Raw genomic sequence first — 16,256 nt, 5'->3', positions numbered from 1 at the left:
TGCGTCGATAGGTTGCGGGGGTGCCCCGTCTGTCGCTGCGCCGCTCCGAACCACTCATCGGCGTGGTGGTGCCGGCGTACGACGTGGCGGGGTACCTCCCGGCCTGCCTCGACAGCATCCTGGGCCAGAGCCACCGTGCGCTCGACGTGGTGGTCGTCGACGACGGGTCGCCGGACGAGTCCGGCGCCGTCGCCGAGGAGTACGCCGCGCGCGACCCACGCGTCCGCGTCGTGCACATCGAGAACCGCGGCCTCGGCGCGGCGCGCAACGAGGGCCTGCGGCACGTCCGTGGCGACGTGCTGGCGTTCGCCGACTCCGACGACGTGGTGCCCCCCGGCGCCTACGCGGCGATGCTCACCCAGCTCCGCCGGACCGGCGCCGACCTGGTCACCGGCGACGTCGCGCGGCTGGTCGGCGACGACGTCCAGCGGATCCGTTGGATGCGCAGGCTGCACGCCGATCGGGCGTCCGTGTTCATCGAGCAGCGCCCCGAGCTCCTCGGTGACGTCTTCGCGTGGAACAAGCTCTACCGGCGTGAGTTCTGGGACGGGGCCGGGCTGTCCTGGCCGGAGGGCGTCCGCTACGAGGACCAGCCGACCCTGACCCGGGCCTACGTGCACGCCCGGCTGATCGGGGTCGTGCCCGAGGTCGTCTACCACTGGCGGGTCCGCGACGACGGCACCTCGATCACCCAGCAGCGCGCCAGCACCGCCGACCTCCGGGACCGCTGGACCACGAAGCGGTCGTCCCTCGCCACGGTTCGGGACTTCGGCTCGGACAAGGTCACCCGGGTCTTCGTCGACCGGGTACTGCCCGGCGACCTGTGGCGCTACTTCCTGCAGATCCCGCAGGCCGACGACGAGTGGTGGCAGCTCCTGGTGTCGGGCGTGCGTGAGTTCTGGGGCGGCGAGCGGTCGCTGACCCACAGCATCCTGCCGCCGGCCCACCGGCTCACCGGGTGGCTGGTCGAGCAGGACCGCCGTTCCGACGCGGTCGCCGTGATCGAGCAGGTCGCCGCGCTCGCCGGCCGGCCGCTGCCCCGGGTCACCCTCCCGGACGGCTCGGCGCGCGTCGACGTACCCGGCCTGGACCCGGCCACGGTCGACCCCGCCGCCCTTCTCGTCCGCCCCGGCGAGTGACCGGCGCGCGCATCCGGGTGGCGTAGGTCACCTTCTCGGCGTCTGTCGCCGTGCCATCGATCCCCCTACGCTCGTTGTTGAAGCAACCGAGCAGGTACGTCCGGTACCCACACCGGCCCTTTCCGCAGTGGAACGGGTGGTCGGCGGGATTGGAACGGAGAGGTTCGAAGTCCATGAGCACGATGTCCGTGCGCAGCCAGGAGCGCCCGTCCGGGCGCCCGCTGTCCGTCGGTGTGATCGGTGCCGGTCGTGTCGGCGCGGTGCTCGCCGCACGTCTCCGCGAAGCCGGCCACGAGGTCGTTGCGGCCGCCGGTGAGTCCGACGCGTCGCGCGAGCGCGCTGCGGCGCTGCTGCCCGGAGTCCCGCTGCTCAAGCCGAGCGCGGTCGCCCGCGCCTCCGAGCTGCTGCTGCTGACGGTGCCCGACGACATGCTCCCCAACGTGGTGCGCGTGCTGGCCGACTCCGGCGCGATCCGCGAGGGCCAGGTCGTCGCGCACACCTCCGGCCGGCACGGGCTCGCCGTCCTCGCGCCGGCCACGGCCGCCGGTGCCCGCGCGATCGCGCTGCACCCGGCGATGACCTTCACCGGCACCGAGGTCGACCTCGGCCGCCTCGCCGGGTGCGTGTTCGGCCTGACCGCCGGAGCCGGCGAGCGGGAGCTCGCCGAGCAGCTCGTCGCCGAGATCGGCGGCACGCCGATGTGGGTGCCCGAGGAGATGCGGACGCTCTACCACGCGGGGCTCGCGCACGGCGCGAACCACCTGGTCACCCTGGTCAGCGAGGCGATGGAGATGCTGACCGCGGCCGGTGCGGCCGACCCGGCGGGCACCCTGCGACCGCTGCTCCAGGCCGCGCTCGACAACGCCCTCGCGAACGGCGACGCGGCGCTGACCGGGCCGATCGTCCGCGGTGACGTGAGGACCGTCGCCGCGCACCTCGACGACATCGCCGCCAAGGCCCCCGACACGCTCCCGACGTACGTCGCGATGGCGCGCGCCACGCTCGACCGCGCCGTCACCGACGGCCGGGTGCTGCCCATCCAGGCGCGGAAGATCGCCCGGCTGCTCGACGACGTCGCCTGGGCCGCGCCGCGCCGTACGACCAACCCCGTGAACCACCAGTGACCCTTCGAGACGGTCGCAGGACGACCTCCTCCGGGACCGCCCTGGCGACCACGCCCGCCGTCGCACCGACGCGGGCCGAGCTGGCCGCGGCCCTCGAGCGCCGCGGGCCGCGCCGTACGGCGCTGGTGCCGACCATGGGTGCGCTGCACGAGGGGCACGCGAGCCTGATGCGCGTGGCCCGGGAGCAGGTCGGGCCCGACGGTGCCGTGGTGGTGTCGGTGTTCGTGAACCCGACCCAGTTCGGTGCGGGGGAGGACCTCGACCGCTACCCGCGCACCTTCGACGCCGACCTCGAGCTCTGCAGCGAGCAGGGCGTGGACGTGGTCTTCGCCCCGTCGGTCGCCGAGGTCTACCCCAACGGCTTCGTCCCGGCCGGCGAGGAGGGCGGCACGGTCACCGTCGACCCCGGCCCGCTCGCCACGGTCCTCGAGGGTGCCAGCCGGCCGGGCCACTTCCGGGGCGTCCTCACCGTGGTGGCCAAGCTGTTCGGCCTGGTGCGGCCCGACGTCGCCGTGTTCGGGGAGAAGGACTTCCAGCAGCTCGCGCTGATCCGGCAGATGGTCACCGACCTCTGCCTGGGGATCGACATCGTGGGCGCACCCACCGACCGCGAGCCCGACGGCCTCGCGCGGTCCAGCCGCAACCGCTACCTCGACCCGCGCCAGCGGGTCCAGGCGGTCGCCCTCAGCAGGGTGCTGCGGCGGGCGGCGGAGTCGGCGCACGAGGGGTACGCCGCCGCGCTCGCCGCGGGGCGCGCGGAGCTGGGCGCGAGCGACGGCGTCGACCTCGACTACTTCGTCATCCGCGGGAGCGACCTCGCCGAGCTCGCGGACGACGTACCCCCTGGAACTCCCGCGCGGGCGCTCATCGCCGCCCGCGTCGGCAGCACCCGTCTGATCGACAACCTGCCCCTGGTCATCGGGACCCGGGCACCGGAAGGGAGCAGCTGATGCTGCGCACCATGATGAAGTCGAAGATCCACCGCGCCACGGTGACCCAGGCCGACCTGCACTACGTCGGCTCGGTCACCGTCGACGAGGACCTGCTCGAGGCGGCGGACCTGCTGGCCGGCGAGCTGGTGCACATCGTCGACATCACCAACGGCGCCCGGCTGGAGACCTACACGATCGCCGGCGAACGGGGGAGCGGCGTCATCGGGATCAACGGCGCGGCCGCGCGGCTGGTGCACCCCGGCGACCTGGTCATCCTGATCGGCTACGGCCAGATGACCACCGAGGAGGCGAAGGCCTACGAGCCGCACGTCGTCTTCGTCGACGCCGACAACAAGATCATGGGCACCAGCGCCGACCCGGCCGACACCTTCGGGGACCCGGCGCTCCGGCGCGGCGACCTGACGGCCGCCGGCGTCTGACCGAGCACCGATAGCCTGCGGGGATGCTCGACGCACCGAACGCCGGCACGGCAGCCACGAGGCGGCTGCCGGGCCGGTTGACCGCGCCGCCTCCGGGCTGGACCACGCGCGCCGACGTCGTGATCATCGGGTCGGGCATCGCCGGGCTGACCGCCGCGCTGCGGCTGCGCAAGCGGGTGGACAAGGTCCTGCTCGTCACCAAGGACGTGCTCAGCGCCGGGTCGACCCAGTGGGCGCAGGGCGGCATCGCCGCCGCGCTCGGTCCGGGGGACACCCCGGAGCAGCACGAGGTCGACACGCTCGTCGCCGGTGCGGGTGCCTGCGACCGGGACGCCGTGCGGGTGCTGGTGAACGAGGGCCCCGAGGCGGTCCGTGAGCTGATCCGCCGCGGCGCCGTCTTCGACCTCGACGAGGGCGGCGACCTGTCGCTGACCCGGGAGGGCGGGCACCACCGCGACCGGATCGCGCACGCCGGCGGCGACGCGACCGGTGCCGAGATCCAGCGCGCGCTGATGGAGGCGGTCGCCGCGCGGTCCAACATCGAGGTCATCCAGCACGCCCTCGCCGTGGACCTGCTGCTCGGGCACGATGAAGCAGTCGGCGGCAACAGGGTCGTGGGCGTGACCCTGCACGTGATGGGCGAGGGTCAGCGCGACGGCGTGGGTGCGGTGCTCTGCCGTGCGGTGGTGCTGGCCAGCGGCGGGCTCGGCCAGGTGTTCTCCCAGACGACCAACCCGGTCGTGTCCACCGGCGACGGCATGGCCGTCGCGCTCCGCGCGGGTGCGACCCTCCGCGACCTCGAGTTCGTGCAGTTCCACCCGACCGTCATGTGGCTCGGCCCGGACTCGCGCGGCCAGCAGCCGCTGATCTCCGAGGCGGTCCGCGGCGAGGGCGCCTTCCTCGTCGACGACGACGGCAACCGCTTCATGCAGGGCGTGCACCCGCTCGCCGACCTCGCGCCGCGCGACGTCGTCGCGAAGGCGATCATGAAGCGGATGCTCGAGACCGGGAAGCCGCACATGTGGCTGGACGCCCGGCACCTGGGTCCCGACAGCGCCGCGTTCTGGGAGAGGCGGTTCCCGACGATCCTGGCCACCGCCCGCTCCCACGGGGTGGACCCGGTGACCGAGCTGATCCCGGTCGCGCCCGCCTGTCACTACGCCTCCGGTGGGGTGCGCACCGACCTCGACGGCCGCACCGACCTCCCGGGCCTCTACGCGACCGGCGAGGTCGCCTGCTCGGGCGTGCACGGCGCCAACCGGCTGGCCTCCAACTCGCTGCTCGAGGGCCTGGTGTTCTCGCGGCGGATCGCGAAGGTGCTGCCGGGCGAGCTGCGCCCGTGGCTGGACCCGGTTCCCGACACCCGGACGGCCGGACTGGTCGCGGGCGGCGTACGACGGGAGCTGCAGGAGACGATGACCGCCAAGGCCGGCGTGCTCCGCTCCGCCCCCGGCCTGAGCGAGGCCGGCGCGATCCTCGACAAGCTCGTCGGCGTGGCGGCCGACCAGATCGACCAGGACTCCTGGGAGACCACCAACCTGGTCACGATCAGCAGCGCCCTGGCCGACGCCGCGCTGCTGCGTGAGGAGACCCGCGGCTCGCACTGGCGCGAGGACTTCCCCGAGCGTGACGACGAGCACTGGGCGGGTCACTTCGACGTCCGGATGTCCGACGGCGTCACGACCGTCGCGTTCACGCCGTCGCCGGCGACCGACCTCGACCTGCCCGAGCTGCCCGAGCCTGCCGAGGAGGGCCGATGACGCTCCCCGTCACCGCGTACGACGACCTGCCGGCCGCGCTCGTCGAGGAGCTGGACAAGGTCGGGCTCGACCCACGCTCCGTCTACGACCTGGTCGCCCGTGCGCTGGCAGAGGACGTGCCGACCGAGGACGTCACCAGCGTCGCGACGATCCCCGCGGACGCGCGCGGCGTGGCCGACTTCAACGCCCGCGAGCGCGGCGTGGTGGCCGGGCTCGGCGTCGCGGAGCTCGTCTTCCGGATGGTGGCCGGGCCCGACGTCGAGGTGCCTCTCCGCGTGCCCGACGGGACCGCCGTCGCCCCGGGCGACCCGGTGCTGACCGTCGCCGGCCCGACCCGCGGGCTGCTCACCGCCGAGCGGACCGCGCTCAACCTCGCCTGCCACCTCTCCGGCGTCGCGACCGCGACCTCGGCATGGGTGACCGCGCTCGAGGGCACGCGCGCCCGGGTGCTCGACACCCGCAAGACCCTGCCCGGCCTGCGCGCCCTGCAGAAGTACGCCGTCGCGTGCGGCGGCGGCGTGAACCACCGGTTCAGCCTCTCCGACCGCGCGATGGTGAAGGACAACCACGTCCTGGCCGCGGGCGGTGTGGTGCCCGCCTACCGGGCGGTGCGGTCGGCGTACCCCGACCTGCGGGTGGAGGTCGAGGTGACCGACCTCGACCAGCTCCGCGAGCTGCTCGACGCCGGCTGCACCGAGATCCTGCTCGACAACATGGACTCCGCCACCATGGCCGAGGCGGTCCGCATCACGGCCGACCGGGCCACGCTCGAGGCGTCCGGCGGCCTCACCATCGAGCGGGCCCGCGAGGTCGCCGAGACCGGCGTCGACTTCATCTCGGTCGGCGCCCTCACCCACTCGGTGAAGGTGTTCGACCTCGGCATGGACCTGCGATGAGCCACCTCGATCGGCGACCCCCGCGATGAGCCTGCTCGCGGCCGACATCGGGAACGCGCACACCGTCCTCGGTCTGATCGACGGCGGTGAGGTCGGTGCCGACTGGCGGGTGGCGACGCAGGAGCACCGCACGGCCGACGAGTGGGCGGTGCTCCTCCGCGGTCTGCTCGGGAAGCGAGCGGCCGACGTCACCGGCATCGCCGTGTGCGCGACCGTGCCGGCGGTCCTGCAGGCGTGGCGGGAGATGCTCGAGCGGCATTTCGGCGACCTGCCCCGGGTCGTCGTCGAACCCGGCGTCCGCACCGGAGTTCCGATCCTCGTCGACAATCCGCGGGAGGTCGGCTCGGACCGCATCATCAATGCGCTTGCCGCTGCCAACGATTTCGGCGGCCCGGCGATCGTCGTCGATTTCGGTGGTACCGCGACGACCTTCGACGTCGTGGATAGCGAGGGCCGCTATATCGGTGGGGCGATCACCCCCGGAATCGAGATCTCGCTCGAGGCGCTCGGCCGGCGCGGTGCGCAGCTGCGGATGGTGGAGCTGGTCCGACCACGCGGCGTGATCGGCAAGAACACCGTGGAGGCGCTGCAGTCGGGGATGATCTTCGGGGTCGCCAGCCAGGTGGAGGGGGTCGTCGAGCGGATCATCGCCGCCCTGGGGGCCGAGCCCGCGGCGGTCAAGGTGATCTCCACCGGATATCTCGCTCCGCTCGTGGTCGGGGAATGCCGCTGCTTCACCCACGATTCACCGTGGCTCACCCTGCGCGGCCTGGAAATGGTGTTCCTCCGCAACCAGAAGTGAAATGCGGTAGGGCCCCTCACCGCACCCCGGATGGCCGTCCGGGATTCGGTCTGACATTATCGGTCCTGCATTTGCGCCGTCCTCGGCCGACGTCGCCCGATATTCCCAGAAGTCGCATTCCGGTGCGGAAAGGCAATGTGATGGCTCAGAAGGTAAATATCGTCCTCGTCGACGACATCGACGGATCCGACGCGACCCAGACGGTCTCGTTCGGCCTCGACGGCACGACCTACGAGATCGACCTCAACGACGCGCACGCGAGCGAGCTGCGCGAGGCGCTGGCCGGGTACGTCGGCCACGCGCGCAAGGTCAGCGGCGGTCGCCGCCGCAACGGCAGCGCGCGCAGCGCGGCCGCCTCCAGCTCCGCCCACACGCCCGCCGAGGTCCGCGACTGGGCCCGCTCCAACGGCTACGACGTGCCCGCCCGCGGCCGGATTCCCGCCGACGTACGCCAGGCCTTCGACGCCGCGCACTGATCCACGCGGAGGTCAGAGGCTCACGGGTTTCGAGACGCCGGGGGACGGCCCGTCGCAAGCGCCGGTCCGTCCCCGTCTCCTCAACCTCCTCGCCTTTCGGGGCCGCTCCTCGTTCCTCGGAGGGGTCCCGGGCTCGGATGTTCGCTGATAGCGGACGCGGATTTCTTCTTCAGTGGAACGCGTAGGCTGTCTGCGGGGTTGGACCCTTTGTCGTCAACCCCGTGACGCGTGAGGAGAGATGCGAATGTTCGAGCGGTTCACGGACCGAGCCCGCCGGGTGGTCGTGCTGGCCCAGGAAGAGGCCCGCATGCTCTCCCACAACTACATCGGGACCGAGCACATCCTGCTCGGCCTCATCCACGAGGGCGAGGGCGTCGCCGCCAAGGCGCTGGAGTCCCTCGACATCTCCCTCGAGGCGGTCCGCGCGCAGGTCGAGGAGATCATCGGCCAGGGCCAGCAGGCCCCGAGCGGGCACATCCCGTTCACGCCGCGCGCCAAGAAGGTGCTCGAGCTCTCGCTGCGCGAGGCGCTGCAGCTCGGCCACTCCTACATCGGCACCGAGCACATCCTGCTCGGCCTGATCCGCGAGGGCGAGGGCGTCGCCGCCCAGGTGCTGCAGAAGCTCGGCGCCGACCTCAACCGGGTCCGCCAGCAGGTCATCCAGCTGCTCTCCGGCTTCCAGGGCAAGGAGTCCGGCCAGTCGGCCGCCGCCACCGGCGCCAGCGGCTCGGACGCCCCGTCGTCGAGCCTGGTGCTCGACCAGTTCGGGCGGAACCTCACCCAGGACGCCCGTGAGGGCAAGCTCGACCCGGTCATCGGCCGCGCGCAGGAGATCGAGCGGGTCATGCAGATCCTCAGCCGGCGGACCAAGAACAACCCGGTCCTCATCGGCGAGCCCGGCGTCGGCAAGACCACGATCGTCGAGGGCCTGGCCCAGGACATCGTCAAGGGCAACGTCCCCGAGACGCTCAAGGACAAGCAGATCTACACCCTCGACCTGGGTGCCCTGGTCGCCGGCAGCCGCTACCGCGGCGACTTCGAGGAGCGCCTCAAGAAGGTGCTCAAGGAGATCCGCACCCGCGGCGACATCGTGCTGTTCATCGACGAGATCCACACCCTGGTCGGCGCCGGCGCCGCCGAGGGCGCGATCGACGCGGCGAGCATCCTCAAGCCGATGTTGGCCCGCGGCGAGCTGCAGACCATCGGCGCGACCACCCTCGACGAGTACCGCAAGTACCTCGAGAAGGACGCCGCGCTGGAGCGCCGCTTCCAGCCGATCCAGGTCGCCGAGCCGTCGATCGCGCACACGATCGAGATGCTCAAGGGCCTGCGGGACCGCTACGAGGCGCACCACCGGGTGACGATCACCGACGAGGCGCTGGTCTCGGCCGCGACGCTGGCCGACCGCTACATCTCCGACCGGTTCCTCCCGGACAAGGCGATCGACCTCATCGACGAGGCCGGCTCGCGGCTCCGGATCCGCCGGATGACGGCGCCCGCCGACCTGCGCGAGTACGACGACAAGATCGCCGAGGTGCGCCAGCGCAAGGAGGCCGCGATCGACGGCCAGGACTTCGAGGCCGCCGCGCGCCTGCGCGACGAGGAGAAGCAGCTCATCCTGAAGAAGGCCGAGCGCGAGAAGCAGTGGCGCGCCGGTGACATGGACGAGGTCGCGGAGGTCGACGAGGAGCTGATCGCCGAGGTGCTCGCCGTGGCGACCGGCATCCCGATCGTGAAGCTCTCCGAGGAGGAGTCGACCCGGCTGCTCAAGATGGAGGACGAGCTGCACAAGCGGGTCATCGGGCAGGAGGAGGCCGTCAAGGCCCTCAGCCGCGCGATCCGCCGTACCCGTGCCGGCCTCAAGGACCCGAAGCGCCCCGGCGGCTCGTTCATCTTCGCCGGTCCCTCGGGTGTCGGGAAGACCTGGCTGTCCAAGACGCTGGCCGAGTTCCTGTTCGGCGACGAGGACGCGCTCATCCAGCTCGACATGTCGGAGTTCGGCGAGAAGCACACCGTCTCGCGGCTCTTCGGCTCGCCTCCGGGCTACGTCGGCTACGAGGAGGGTGGCCAGCTCACCGAGAAGGTGCGCCGGAAGCCGTTCTCGGTCGTGCTCTTCGACGAGGTCGAGAAGGCCCACCCCGACATCTTCAACAGCCTGCTGCAGATCCTGGAGGAAGGTCGCCTGACCGACTCCCAGGGCCGGGTCGTGGACTTCAAGAACACGGTCATCATCATGACGACCAACCTCGGCACCCGGGACATCGCCAAGGGCATCAACCTCGGCTTCCAGCAGTCCGGTGACGCCGCCGGCTCCTACGAGCGGATGAAGGCGAAGGTCTCCGACGAGCTCAAGCAGCACTTCCGGCCGGAGTTCCTCAACCGTGTGGACGAGATCATCGTGTTCCCGCCGCTGACGCAGGAGCAGATCATCGCGATGGTCGACAACATGATCGCGTCGGTCGAGCTGCGGATGCGCGACCGCGACATGCGGATCGAGCTCACCCAGCCCGCGAAGAACCTGCTCGCCGAGCGGGGCTTCGACCCGGTCCTGGGCGCCCGGCCGCTGCGGCGCACGGTGCAGCGCGAGATCGAGGACGTGCTCGCCGAGAAGATGCTGTACGGCGAGGTCGGCCCGGGCCAGATCGTCCTGGTCGACGTCGACGGCGAGGGCCCGACCGCGTCGTTCACGTTCGAGGGCCAGAAGATGGCCGAGCTGCCGGACATGCCGCCGCTCGAGACGGTCTCCGAGGCCGCGATCGACGGCCCGGCGGACTCCTCCGCCGAGGACGGCCCCTCCGACGTCCCCCGGTCGACCGGAACCGAGTAGCAAGCCCCTGCACGACCGCCGACCCGGCTCGAAGCTCGAGCCGGGTCGGCGCAATTCTCGGGCGAGTTCCTGCCGGGTCGGCGGATGCGATTAGATCGGGGCATGTCGGACGGGCCGGTCTTCCTCCACGTGGGGCTGAAGAAGACCGGGACGTCGTACCTCCAGGAGATCTTCCGCGCCAACGAGGACGCCCTCGCCGCCCAGGGCCTGTCGATGGTGCCGGGCAGCCAGATCGCGACCCGCCAGCTGGTCCGCGCCCTCAAGGGGCAGCTCCAGGAGGGCATCGACGGCCCGCGCGCCCGGCGCGCGCTGGTCCGCCTGCCCCGGGAGCTCGACGAGGCGCCCGGCGACCGGGTCCTGATCACCGACGAGGTGTTCGGCGGCTCGACGCCGGAGCAGGTGACCACGCTCGGCAAGAAGCTCGGGCCGCGTGAGGTGCACCTGGTGCTCACCGTCCGCGACCTGGCCCGCACCATCCCGTCCGCCTGGCAGCAGACGATCAAGGGCGGCTCGGCGATGCCCTACGACGACTTCGTCGCGTCGGTCGTGAGCGGCGAGGGGGAGGCGGCGAACGGCTTCTGGCGCGCGTACGGCGTACCGGAGCTCCTGCAGCGCTGGGCCCACCTGGTGCCGCCCGAGCGGATGCACCTGGTGGTGCTGCCCCAGCCGGGCGCGGCCCCGACGGTGCTGCTCGAGCGGTTCTGCAGCGTCCTCGGCATCGACCCGGCCACCCTGCCGCCGGCCGCGAACCGTGCCAACGAGGCGCTGGGCCGCGGCCAGGCCGAGCTGCTGCGTCGGCTGAACGAGGGCTGGTCGGACCTCGCCCGCCGGCGCGACCTGCACAACACCGTCATCAAGCGGGGCTTCGGTCTCCGCGTGCTCTCGCCCCTCGGCGGCGACCGGATCCGACTGCCCGCGCAGTACCGCCCGTGGGTCGAGGAGCACACCGCCCGCACCATCGACACCCTCCGGCAGGGCGGCTTCGCCGTCGTCGGCGAGCTCGGCGAGCTCCAGGCGCCGGACTCCGCCTTCGCCGTGGACCTGCCGCCCGTCGACGAGGCGATGGTGGCCGAGGCCGCCACCCAGGCGCTGCACGTGCTCCTGGAGAACCAGGTGGCCGAGCTGTACCAGCACCGGATCGAGCGGGCGGCGCAGCGACGACTCGAGCGCGGGCAAGAGCGTGACGAGCAGTCCTGACGGCCTCGTCTGCGTCGTCAGCACGGTCAAGGACACCCTGCCGAGGCTGCAGCAGTACGTCGCCCGCAACCTGGCCGGCGGGGTGGACCACCTGTTCGTCTTCCTCGACGCGGGCGACCGCGAGGTCCGCGGCTGGCTCGACGAGCACCCGCACGTCACGTGCGTGCGCACCGACAAGCAGTGGTGGCGCGGCGAGCGGCCGCACCAGCTCAACGACCGGCAGCGGCTCAACGCCAACGCCGTCAACGCCGTGCTCGCCGAGCTCGGCTGGGCATCGTGGCTCTTCCACGTCGACGGCGACGAGGTGGTGCAGGCGGACCGGACCGTGCTGGCGCAGGTGCCCGCGGAGACCCGGGCGGTGCGGCTCGCCGTGCGGGAGGCCGTCAGCCAGGTCCACTGGGAGCGACCCCCCACGTGGTTCAAGCGGCCGCTGGCCGAGCCCGATCTCGTCCTGCTCACCCAGCTCGGGGTGATCGACCGGCCCAGCAACGGTGCCTACCTCCACGGGCACGCCGATGGGAAGACCGGCATCCGGCCCGGCGCCGACGCGTGGCTGACGCTGCACGACCCGGTCGACGACGCCGGTCGCGCGGTTCCGGAGGCAGCGGACGAGGCGCTCCAGGTGCTGCACTACGAGTCCTACTCCGGCGAGGAGTTCGCCCGGAAGTGGCTGGCCCTGCTCGGCGCCGGTCCCGGCACGAAGTTCCGCCCGGGCCGGCAGCCGATCCTGGTGGCCGTGCAGGCCCTCGTCGACCGGCAGCTGCCGGCGGACGTGACCGAGCGCTACCTGCTCCGGATCTTCGAGCAGACCATCGCCGATGACCTCGAGGTACTCCGCGACCTGGGCCTGGTCGAGGAGATCGACCCCGACCGGGGGGCGCATCGCCCGGCGACGCTCACCGATGCCCAGCGCGCCGACCTCGGGGCCGCGCTGGAGCGGGCCGCCGCGTCGTCGAAGGAGAAGTACCGACCGCCGGTCACGCGCCCGGTCGACCGGGACGAGGACAGCGACCAGCCCGCTAGGGGAGGGCGATTCCTGCGCCGGTCCTGACGGCGAGGCCGTCCGCGAGCAGCGACTCGAGGCAGCGCCGGCGCTGGACCTCGTCGTCCCACGCGGTGGCCAGCCGCGACTCCGGTACGGCGCCCGCGGCGTCCCGCAGCACGGCCAGCAGCCGGCCACGGCACTGCCGGTCGGTGCCGGCGTAGGTCTGCACCGGACGCGGCGGGCCGTCGTACGCCGGCCGCCCCGCGGTGTTCCAGGCGCAGGCCGGACCGACCGGGCAGCTGCCGCAGCGCGGCCGGTCCGCGGTGCACACGAGCGCGCCGAGCTCCATCACCGCGACCGACCAGGTCGCCGCCGTCGGCGGGTCGGCCGGCAGCAGTGCCTCGGCCACGTCCCGCTCGGCGCGGGTCACCGAGCGCGGTGGGAACTCGACGCCGGAGACCGCTCGCGCCAGCACCCGCCGCACGTTCGTGTCCAGCACCGCATGCCGGCGGCCGTGCGCGAACGCGGCCACCGCGGCGGCGGTGTAGTCGCCGACGCCGGGCAGCGCGCGCAGGTCGTCGTACTCTGCCGGCACCGCCCCGCCGTGCCGGTCACGGATCGCGGTCGCGGCGCCGTGCAGCCGCAGTGCGCGCCGCGGGTACCCGAGCCGGCCCCACGCCCGCACCGCCTCGCCCGCCGGCTCGGCGGCCAGGTCGGCCGGCGTCGGCCAGCGCGCCAGCCATGCCTCGTGCACCGGCAGCACCCGCGAGACCGGCGTCTGCTGGAGCATGAACTCGGAGACCAGCACCGACCACGCCGAGGCCGACGCGCGGCGCCACGGCAGGTCGCGCGCGTGGGCGTCGTACCACGCCAGCACGGGCCCCACGAGCCCGCTCCCCGCCACCTCCATGCCCCGATTCTGCCGACTCGGCGCGGGAACGCGGATCGGGGGCCACGGCGACCTAACGTTCGAGCATGGCGTCGATGACCCGTGGCCCGCTGCCGCCGGGCGTCTACTGGCGGCGTCGTGTGTTCGTCCTTGCGATCGCGGCCTCGCTCGTCTTCATCGTGGCCAACGTGCTGCGCGGAGGCAGCGACGGCTCCGACGACCAGGCGCCCGTCGCGCAGCAGGCGGGGGCGGACGTGGACATCCCGAGCGTGACCCTGCCGCCGACCGGCAAGGCCAAGCGGCACGCCCGCCGTGCGCCGGTGTCCTACGGCCCCACCTTCGACCCGAACGTGCTCGCCCCGCCGTCGGGTCCCTGCTCGCCCGACGACGTCAGCATCACCCCCCGGGTGGACGGAGCGGTCGCCGGCCGGGACGTCACCATCGGCCTGAGCCTGCGCTCGACCGGTCCTGCGGCGTGCAGCTGGCACATCTCCGGTGACCACGTGCTCGTGCGGATCACCCACGGCGGCGAGCAGATCTGGACCTCGCAGGAGTGCCCGGCTGCGGTGCCCGACCGGGACGTGGTCGTCCGGGACGTCGTCGCGACGGTCGTCCCGATGACCTGGAACGCGAAGCGGTCCGACGAGCGCTGCCACGAGGGCACCGAGTGGGCGGGTGCCGGCAGCTACGTCGTCGCGGCTGCCGCCCTCGGCGGCGAGCCCGCCCAGGAGCGCTTCGCGCTGACCAACCCGGCAGCCGCCACCGTCACGGACCCGCCGACCCCGGAGTCAACCGGCACCGGCCGGCCGAGCGGTGCCGGCCGGCCGAGCGGCACCGGCCAGCCGAGCGGCACCGGCCCGTCGGGTGGACGCGACGACCTCGGCCCCGACGGGCAGCCGTTGGGTGGGTCGACGGCCGGCGTCCCGGTCCGCTGACGCCCTCCCGACGCCAGAGACTCACAGGGCTGCGCCGGCCGCCGACGTCGTGGGCCGCCTCCCGGCATCGGGACGGCGCGGGCCCCGCCCGGCGTGCAGCAGCAGCGCGAGCGCGACGACCATCGGGACCGACCAGACGAGGTAGCCCCAGCCGAAGGACAGCAGGGCGACGTCGAAGGCGATGAGGAGTGCGAGCGCGGTCTGCCGCAGCACGCCCTCGACGAGGACGAGCAGGCCGGCCGCCGCCTCGAAGGCGATCAGCAGCCCGATGAACAGGTGGTGGTGCGGTACGACGACCGTCTGCCACGAGGTTCGCACGAAGCTCGTGGACGCGCCGTCGGCGAATCCCGAGTAGGTGTCGCCCCGCAGCAGGAACCAGGCGTTCGCCCCCGCGCCCGCCAGGACCCACAGCAGGCTCACGGCCGCGATCCCGGCGACGTACGCGCGCCGGCTCCGGTGCGCTCGGACCGCGCACACCACCACGGTCGCGCCCAGTGCGAACCAGGCCACCGGCAGCTGCCACCCCACGTCCATCTCGCCCTCCGTCCGAGGACCGCGGCTCACTCCTCGTACGTCACCAGCGTGCGCCCGCGCGCGGGGGAGGGGCAGTGCCGATGGTCCTCGGGTGAGGGGACTTGTGAGCTGCGGAGGCACCTGGGTTTCGAGACGGCTGCTGCACCTCGTCGCTTCGCTCCGTGGTGCAGCGCCTCCTCAACCGCTTCGGGCGGACGCGACTGCCCTCGTTCCTCGGGCAGTCGCTGCCCTCCGATCAGACATACCTCTCGAGGATGGTGGACTCGGCGAGGCGGGACAGACCCTCGCGCACGCTCCGGGCGCGGAGCTCGCCGACGCCCTCGACCGCCTGCAGGTCGTCGATGCCGGCGGAGAGCAGCTTCTGCAGGGTGCCGAAGTGGTCGACCAGGCCCTCGACCACGGCGGTGGGGAGCCGCGGCACCTTGGTGAGCAACCGGTAGCCACGCGGGGCGACCGCGCCGTCGAGGTGCTCGCCGGCGCCGATCCCGAGCACCCGGGCGACCGAGGCGGGGTCGACGAGATCGGTCGCGGACAGGTTCTCGAGCTTGCCGAGCAGCTCCTGCGGGTCGCGGCTGCGGCGACGGGACGGCACGTAGTCGCGGATCACCAGCTCGCGCTCGACGTCCACGCCGGTCACCAGCTCCTCGAGCTGGAGGGAGAGCAGCCGGCCGTCGGTGCCGAGCTCGAGCACGTAGTCCTCGATCTCGCGCGCGATCCGGGTCACCATCTCCAGGCGCTGCGCGACCACGGCGACGTCGCGGACCGTCACCAGGTCCTCGATCTCCAGCGCGGACAGCGTCGAGGACACCTCGTCGAGCCGCAGCTTGTAGCGCTCCAGCGTCGCGAGCGCCTGGTTGGCGCGGGACAGGATCTGGCCGGAGTCCTCCAGCACGTGGCGGGTCTCGCCGACGTACGCCGCGATGATCTGCATGGACTGCGAGACCGAGATGACCGGGAACCCGGTCTGGCGCGCGACCCGGTCGGCCGTGCGGTGCCGGGTGCCGGTCTCCTCGGAGGGGATCGTGTGGTCGGGCATCAGGTGCACCGCCGCCCGGATGATCCGGGAGATGTCGCGGTCGATGATGATCGCCCCGTCCATCTTCGCGAGCTCGCGCAGGCCGGTGGCGGTGAACGGGACGTCGAGCTCGAAGCCGCCGGTCGAGATGCCGTCGACGATCCGGTCGTGGCCCAGCACGATGAGCGCACCGGTGCGGCCGCGCAGGATCCGCTCGAGACCGTCCCGCAGGCCGGTGCCCGGCGCGATGGACGCGAGCGTCTCCCGGAGCCGGAGATCGCCCGGCCGCTCGGTCACCACAAGGA

At 72.8% G+C, this 16,256-nt stretch carries 15 protein-coding genes; 12 read left to right on the top strand and 3 right to left on the bottom strand.

What is annotated here, in order from left to right:
• The first annotated feature begins 20 nt into the window (after positions 1-20).
• The 11 genes from ABD709_RS08720 (at position 21) to ABD709_RS08670 (ending at position 12,644) form a co-directional block, all read left to right on the top strand.
• Positions 21-1,139 carry a glycosyltransferase family 2 protein gene (locus ABD709_RS08720; RefSeq protein WP_344774373.1) on the top strand — a complete coding sequence of 373 codons (1,119 nt, stop codon included), beginning with the start codon at positions 21-23 and terminating at the stop codon, positions 1,137-1,139.
• A 173-nt stretch (positions 1,140-1,312) separates the two neighbouring features.
• Positions 1,313-2,263 (top strand): Rossmann-like and DUF2520 domain-containing protein, encoded by a 951-nt coding sequence (locus ABD709_RS08715; RefSeq protein ID WP_344774371.1) that lies wholly within the window; start codon positions 1,313-1,315, stop codon positions 2,261-2,263.
• Positions 2,260-3,213, top strand: a complete 954-nt coding sequence (gene panC, locus ABD709_RS08710) for a pantoate--beta-alanine ligase (protein ID WP_344774369.1) — start codon at positions 2,260-2,262, stop codon at positions 3,211-3,213. Before ABD709_RS08715 ends, panC begins: the two co-directional genes overlap by 4 nt.
• Positions 3,213-3,635: an aspartate 1-decarboxylase gene (panD, locus tag ABD709_RS08705; protein ID WP_344774367.1), complete on the top strand. Its 423-nt coding sequence runs from the start codon at positions 3,213-3,215 to the stop codon at positions 3,633-3,635. The genes panC and panD overlap by 1 nt, the downstream gene beginning before the upstream one ends.
• Before the next feature lie 23 nt (positions 3,636-3,658).
• Entirely contained in the window at positions 3,659-5,395 is a 1,737-nt protein-coding gene (locus ABD709_RS08700) for an L-aspartate oxidase (RefSeq protein ID WP_344774365.1), read from the top strand.
• Positions 5,392-6,291 (top strand): carboxylating nicotinate-nucleotide diphosphorylase, encoded by a 900-nt coding sequence (gene nadC / locus ABD709_RS08695; RefSeq protein WP_344774363.1) that lies wholly within the window; start codon positions 5,392-5,394, stop codon positions 6,289-6,291. Before ABD709_RS08700 ends, nadC begins: the two co-directional genes overlap by 4 nt.
• Positions 6,292-6,316: 25 nt before the next feature.
• Positions 6,317-7,093 carry a type III pantothenate kinase gene (locus ABD709_RS08690; protein WP_344774361.1) on the top strand — a complete coding sequence of 259 codons (777 nt, stop codon included), beginning with the start codon at positions 6,317-6,319 and terminating at the stop codon, positions 7,091-7,093.
• 140 nt (positions 7,094-7,233) lie between these two features.
• Positions 7,234-7,569 carry a histone-like nucleoid-structuring protein Lsr2 gene (locus tag ABD709_RS08685; RefSeq protein ID WP_344774359.1) on the top strand — a complete coding sequence of 112 codons (336 nt, stop codon included), beginning with the start codon at positions 7,234-7,236 and terminating at the stop codon, positions 7,567-7,569.
• A 244-nt stretch (positions 7,570-7,813) separates the two neighbouring features.
• Positions 7,814-10,396: an ATP-dependent Clp protease ATP-binding subunit gene (locus tag ABD709_RS08680; protein ID WP_344774357.1), complete on the top strand. Its 2,583-nt coding sequence runs from the start codon at positions 7,814-7,816 to the stop codon at positions 10,394-10,396.
• Between the two features lie 102 nt (positions 10,397-10,498).
• The gene (locus ABD709_RS08675) at positions 10,499-11,593 is read left to right on the top strand and encodes a hypothetical protein (protein WP_344774355.1); all 1,095 of its coding nucleotides are present in this window, start codon (positions 10,499-10,501) and stop codon (positions 11,591-11,593) included.
• Positions 11,577-12,644: a glycosyltransferase family 2 protein gene (locus ABD709_RS08670; RefSeq protein ID WP_344774353.1), complete on the top strand. Its 1,068-nt coding sequence runs from the start codon at positions 11,577-11,579 to the stop codon at positions 12,642-12,644. The genes ABD709_RS08675 and ABD709_RS08670 overlap by 17 nt, the downstream gene beginning before the upstream one ends.
• Here ABD709_RS08670 and ABD709_RS08665 read toward each other — a convergent pair.
• Entirely contained in the window at positions 12,613-13,488 is an 876-nt protein-coding gene (locus tag ABD709_RS08665; protein WP_344774351.1) for an HhH-GPD family protein, read from the bottom strand. The two genes, ABD709_RS08670 and ABD709_RS08665, sit on opposite strands and share 32 nt — an antisense overlap.
• 65 nt (positions 13,489-13,553) lie before the next feature.
• Here ABD709_RS08665 and ABD709_RS08660 point away from each other — a divergent pair, with 65 nt between their 5' ends.
• Positions 13,554-14,402 carry a hypothetical protein gene (locus ABD709_RS08660; RefSeq protein WP_344774349.1) on the top strand — a complete coding sequence of 283 codons (849 nt, stop codon included), beginning with the start codon at positions 13,554-13,556 and terminating at the stop codon, positions 14,400-14,402.
• 21 nt (positions 14,403-14,423) lie between these two features.
• Here the strand turns inward: ABD709_RS08660 and ABD709_RS08655 are convergent, their stop codons facing one another.
• Complete coding sequence (locus ABD709_RS08655) at positions 14,424-14,936, bottom strand: hypothetical protein (protein WP_344774347.1); 513 nt, start codon at positions 14,934-14,936, stop codon at positions 14,424-14,426.
• Between the two features lie 235 nt (positions 14,937-15,171).
• A complete protein-coding gene (disA, locus tag ABD709_RS08650; protein ID WP_344774345.1) occupies positions 15,172-16,251 on the bottom strand; it encodes a DNA integrity scanning diadenylate cyclase DisA in 1,080 nt (359 codons plus the stop codon).
• Positions 16,252-16,256: the final 5 nt, after the last annotated feature.

It is taken from the genome of Nocardioides panacisoli, assembly GCF_039537325.1.
Lineage (GTDB): Bacteria > Actinomycetota > Actinomycetes > Propionibacteriales > Nocardioidaceae > Nocardioides > Nocardioides panacisoli.
This window is presented reverse-complemented; position numbering and strand designations above follow the sequence as displayed.

Excerpts from the sequence above, each read along its gene's own strand:
- ABD709_RS08715 (WP_344774371.1), top strand. The coding sequence starts at position 1,313 with ATGAGCACGATGTCCGTGCGCAGCCAGGAGCGCCCGTCCGGGCGCCCG.
- panD (WP_344774367.1), top strand. The coding sequence starts at position 3,213 with ATGCTGCGCACCATGATGAAGTCGAAGATCCACCGCGCCACGGTGACC.
- ABD709_RS08700 (WP_344774365.1), top strand. The coding sequence starts at position 3,659 with ATGCTCGACGCACCGAACGCCGGCACGGCAGCCACGAGGCGGCTGCCG.
- nadC (WP_344774363.1), top strand. The coding sequence starts at position 5,392 with ATGACGCTCCCCGTCACCGCGTACGACGACCTGCCGGCCGCGCTCGTC.
- ABD709_RS08690 (WP_344774361.1), top strand. The coding sequence starts at position 6,317 with ATGAGCCTGCTCGCGGCCGACATCGGGAACGCGCACACCGTCCTCGGT.
- ABD709_RS08685 (WP_344774359.1), top strand. The coding sequence starts at position 7,234 with ATGGCTCAGAAGGTAAATATCGTCCTCGTCGACGACATCGACGGATCC.
- ABD709_RS08680 (WP_344774357.1), top strand. The coding sequence starts at position 7,814 with ATGTTCGAGCGGTTCACGGACCGAGCCCGCCGGGTGGTCGTGCTGGCC.
- ABD709_RS08675 (WP_344774355.1), top strand. The coding sequence starts at position 10,499 with ATGTCGGACGGGCCGGTCTTCCTCCACGTGGGGCTGAAGAAGACCGGG.
- ABD709_RS08665 (WP_344774351.1), bottom strand. The coding sequence starts at position 13,488 with ATGGAGGTGGCGGGGAGCGGGCTCGTGGGGCCCGTGCTGGCGTGGTAC.
- ABD709_RS08660 (WP_344774349.1), top strand. The coding sequence starts at position 13,554 with ATGGCGTCGATGACCCGTGGCCCGCTGCCGCCGGGCGTCTACTGGCGG.
- ABD709_RS08655 (WP_344774347.1), bottom strand. The coding sequence starts at position 14,936 with ATGGACGTGGGGTGGCAGCTGCCGGTGGCCTGGTTCGCACTGGGCGCG.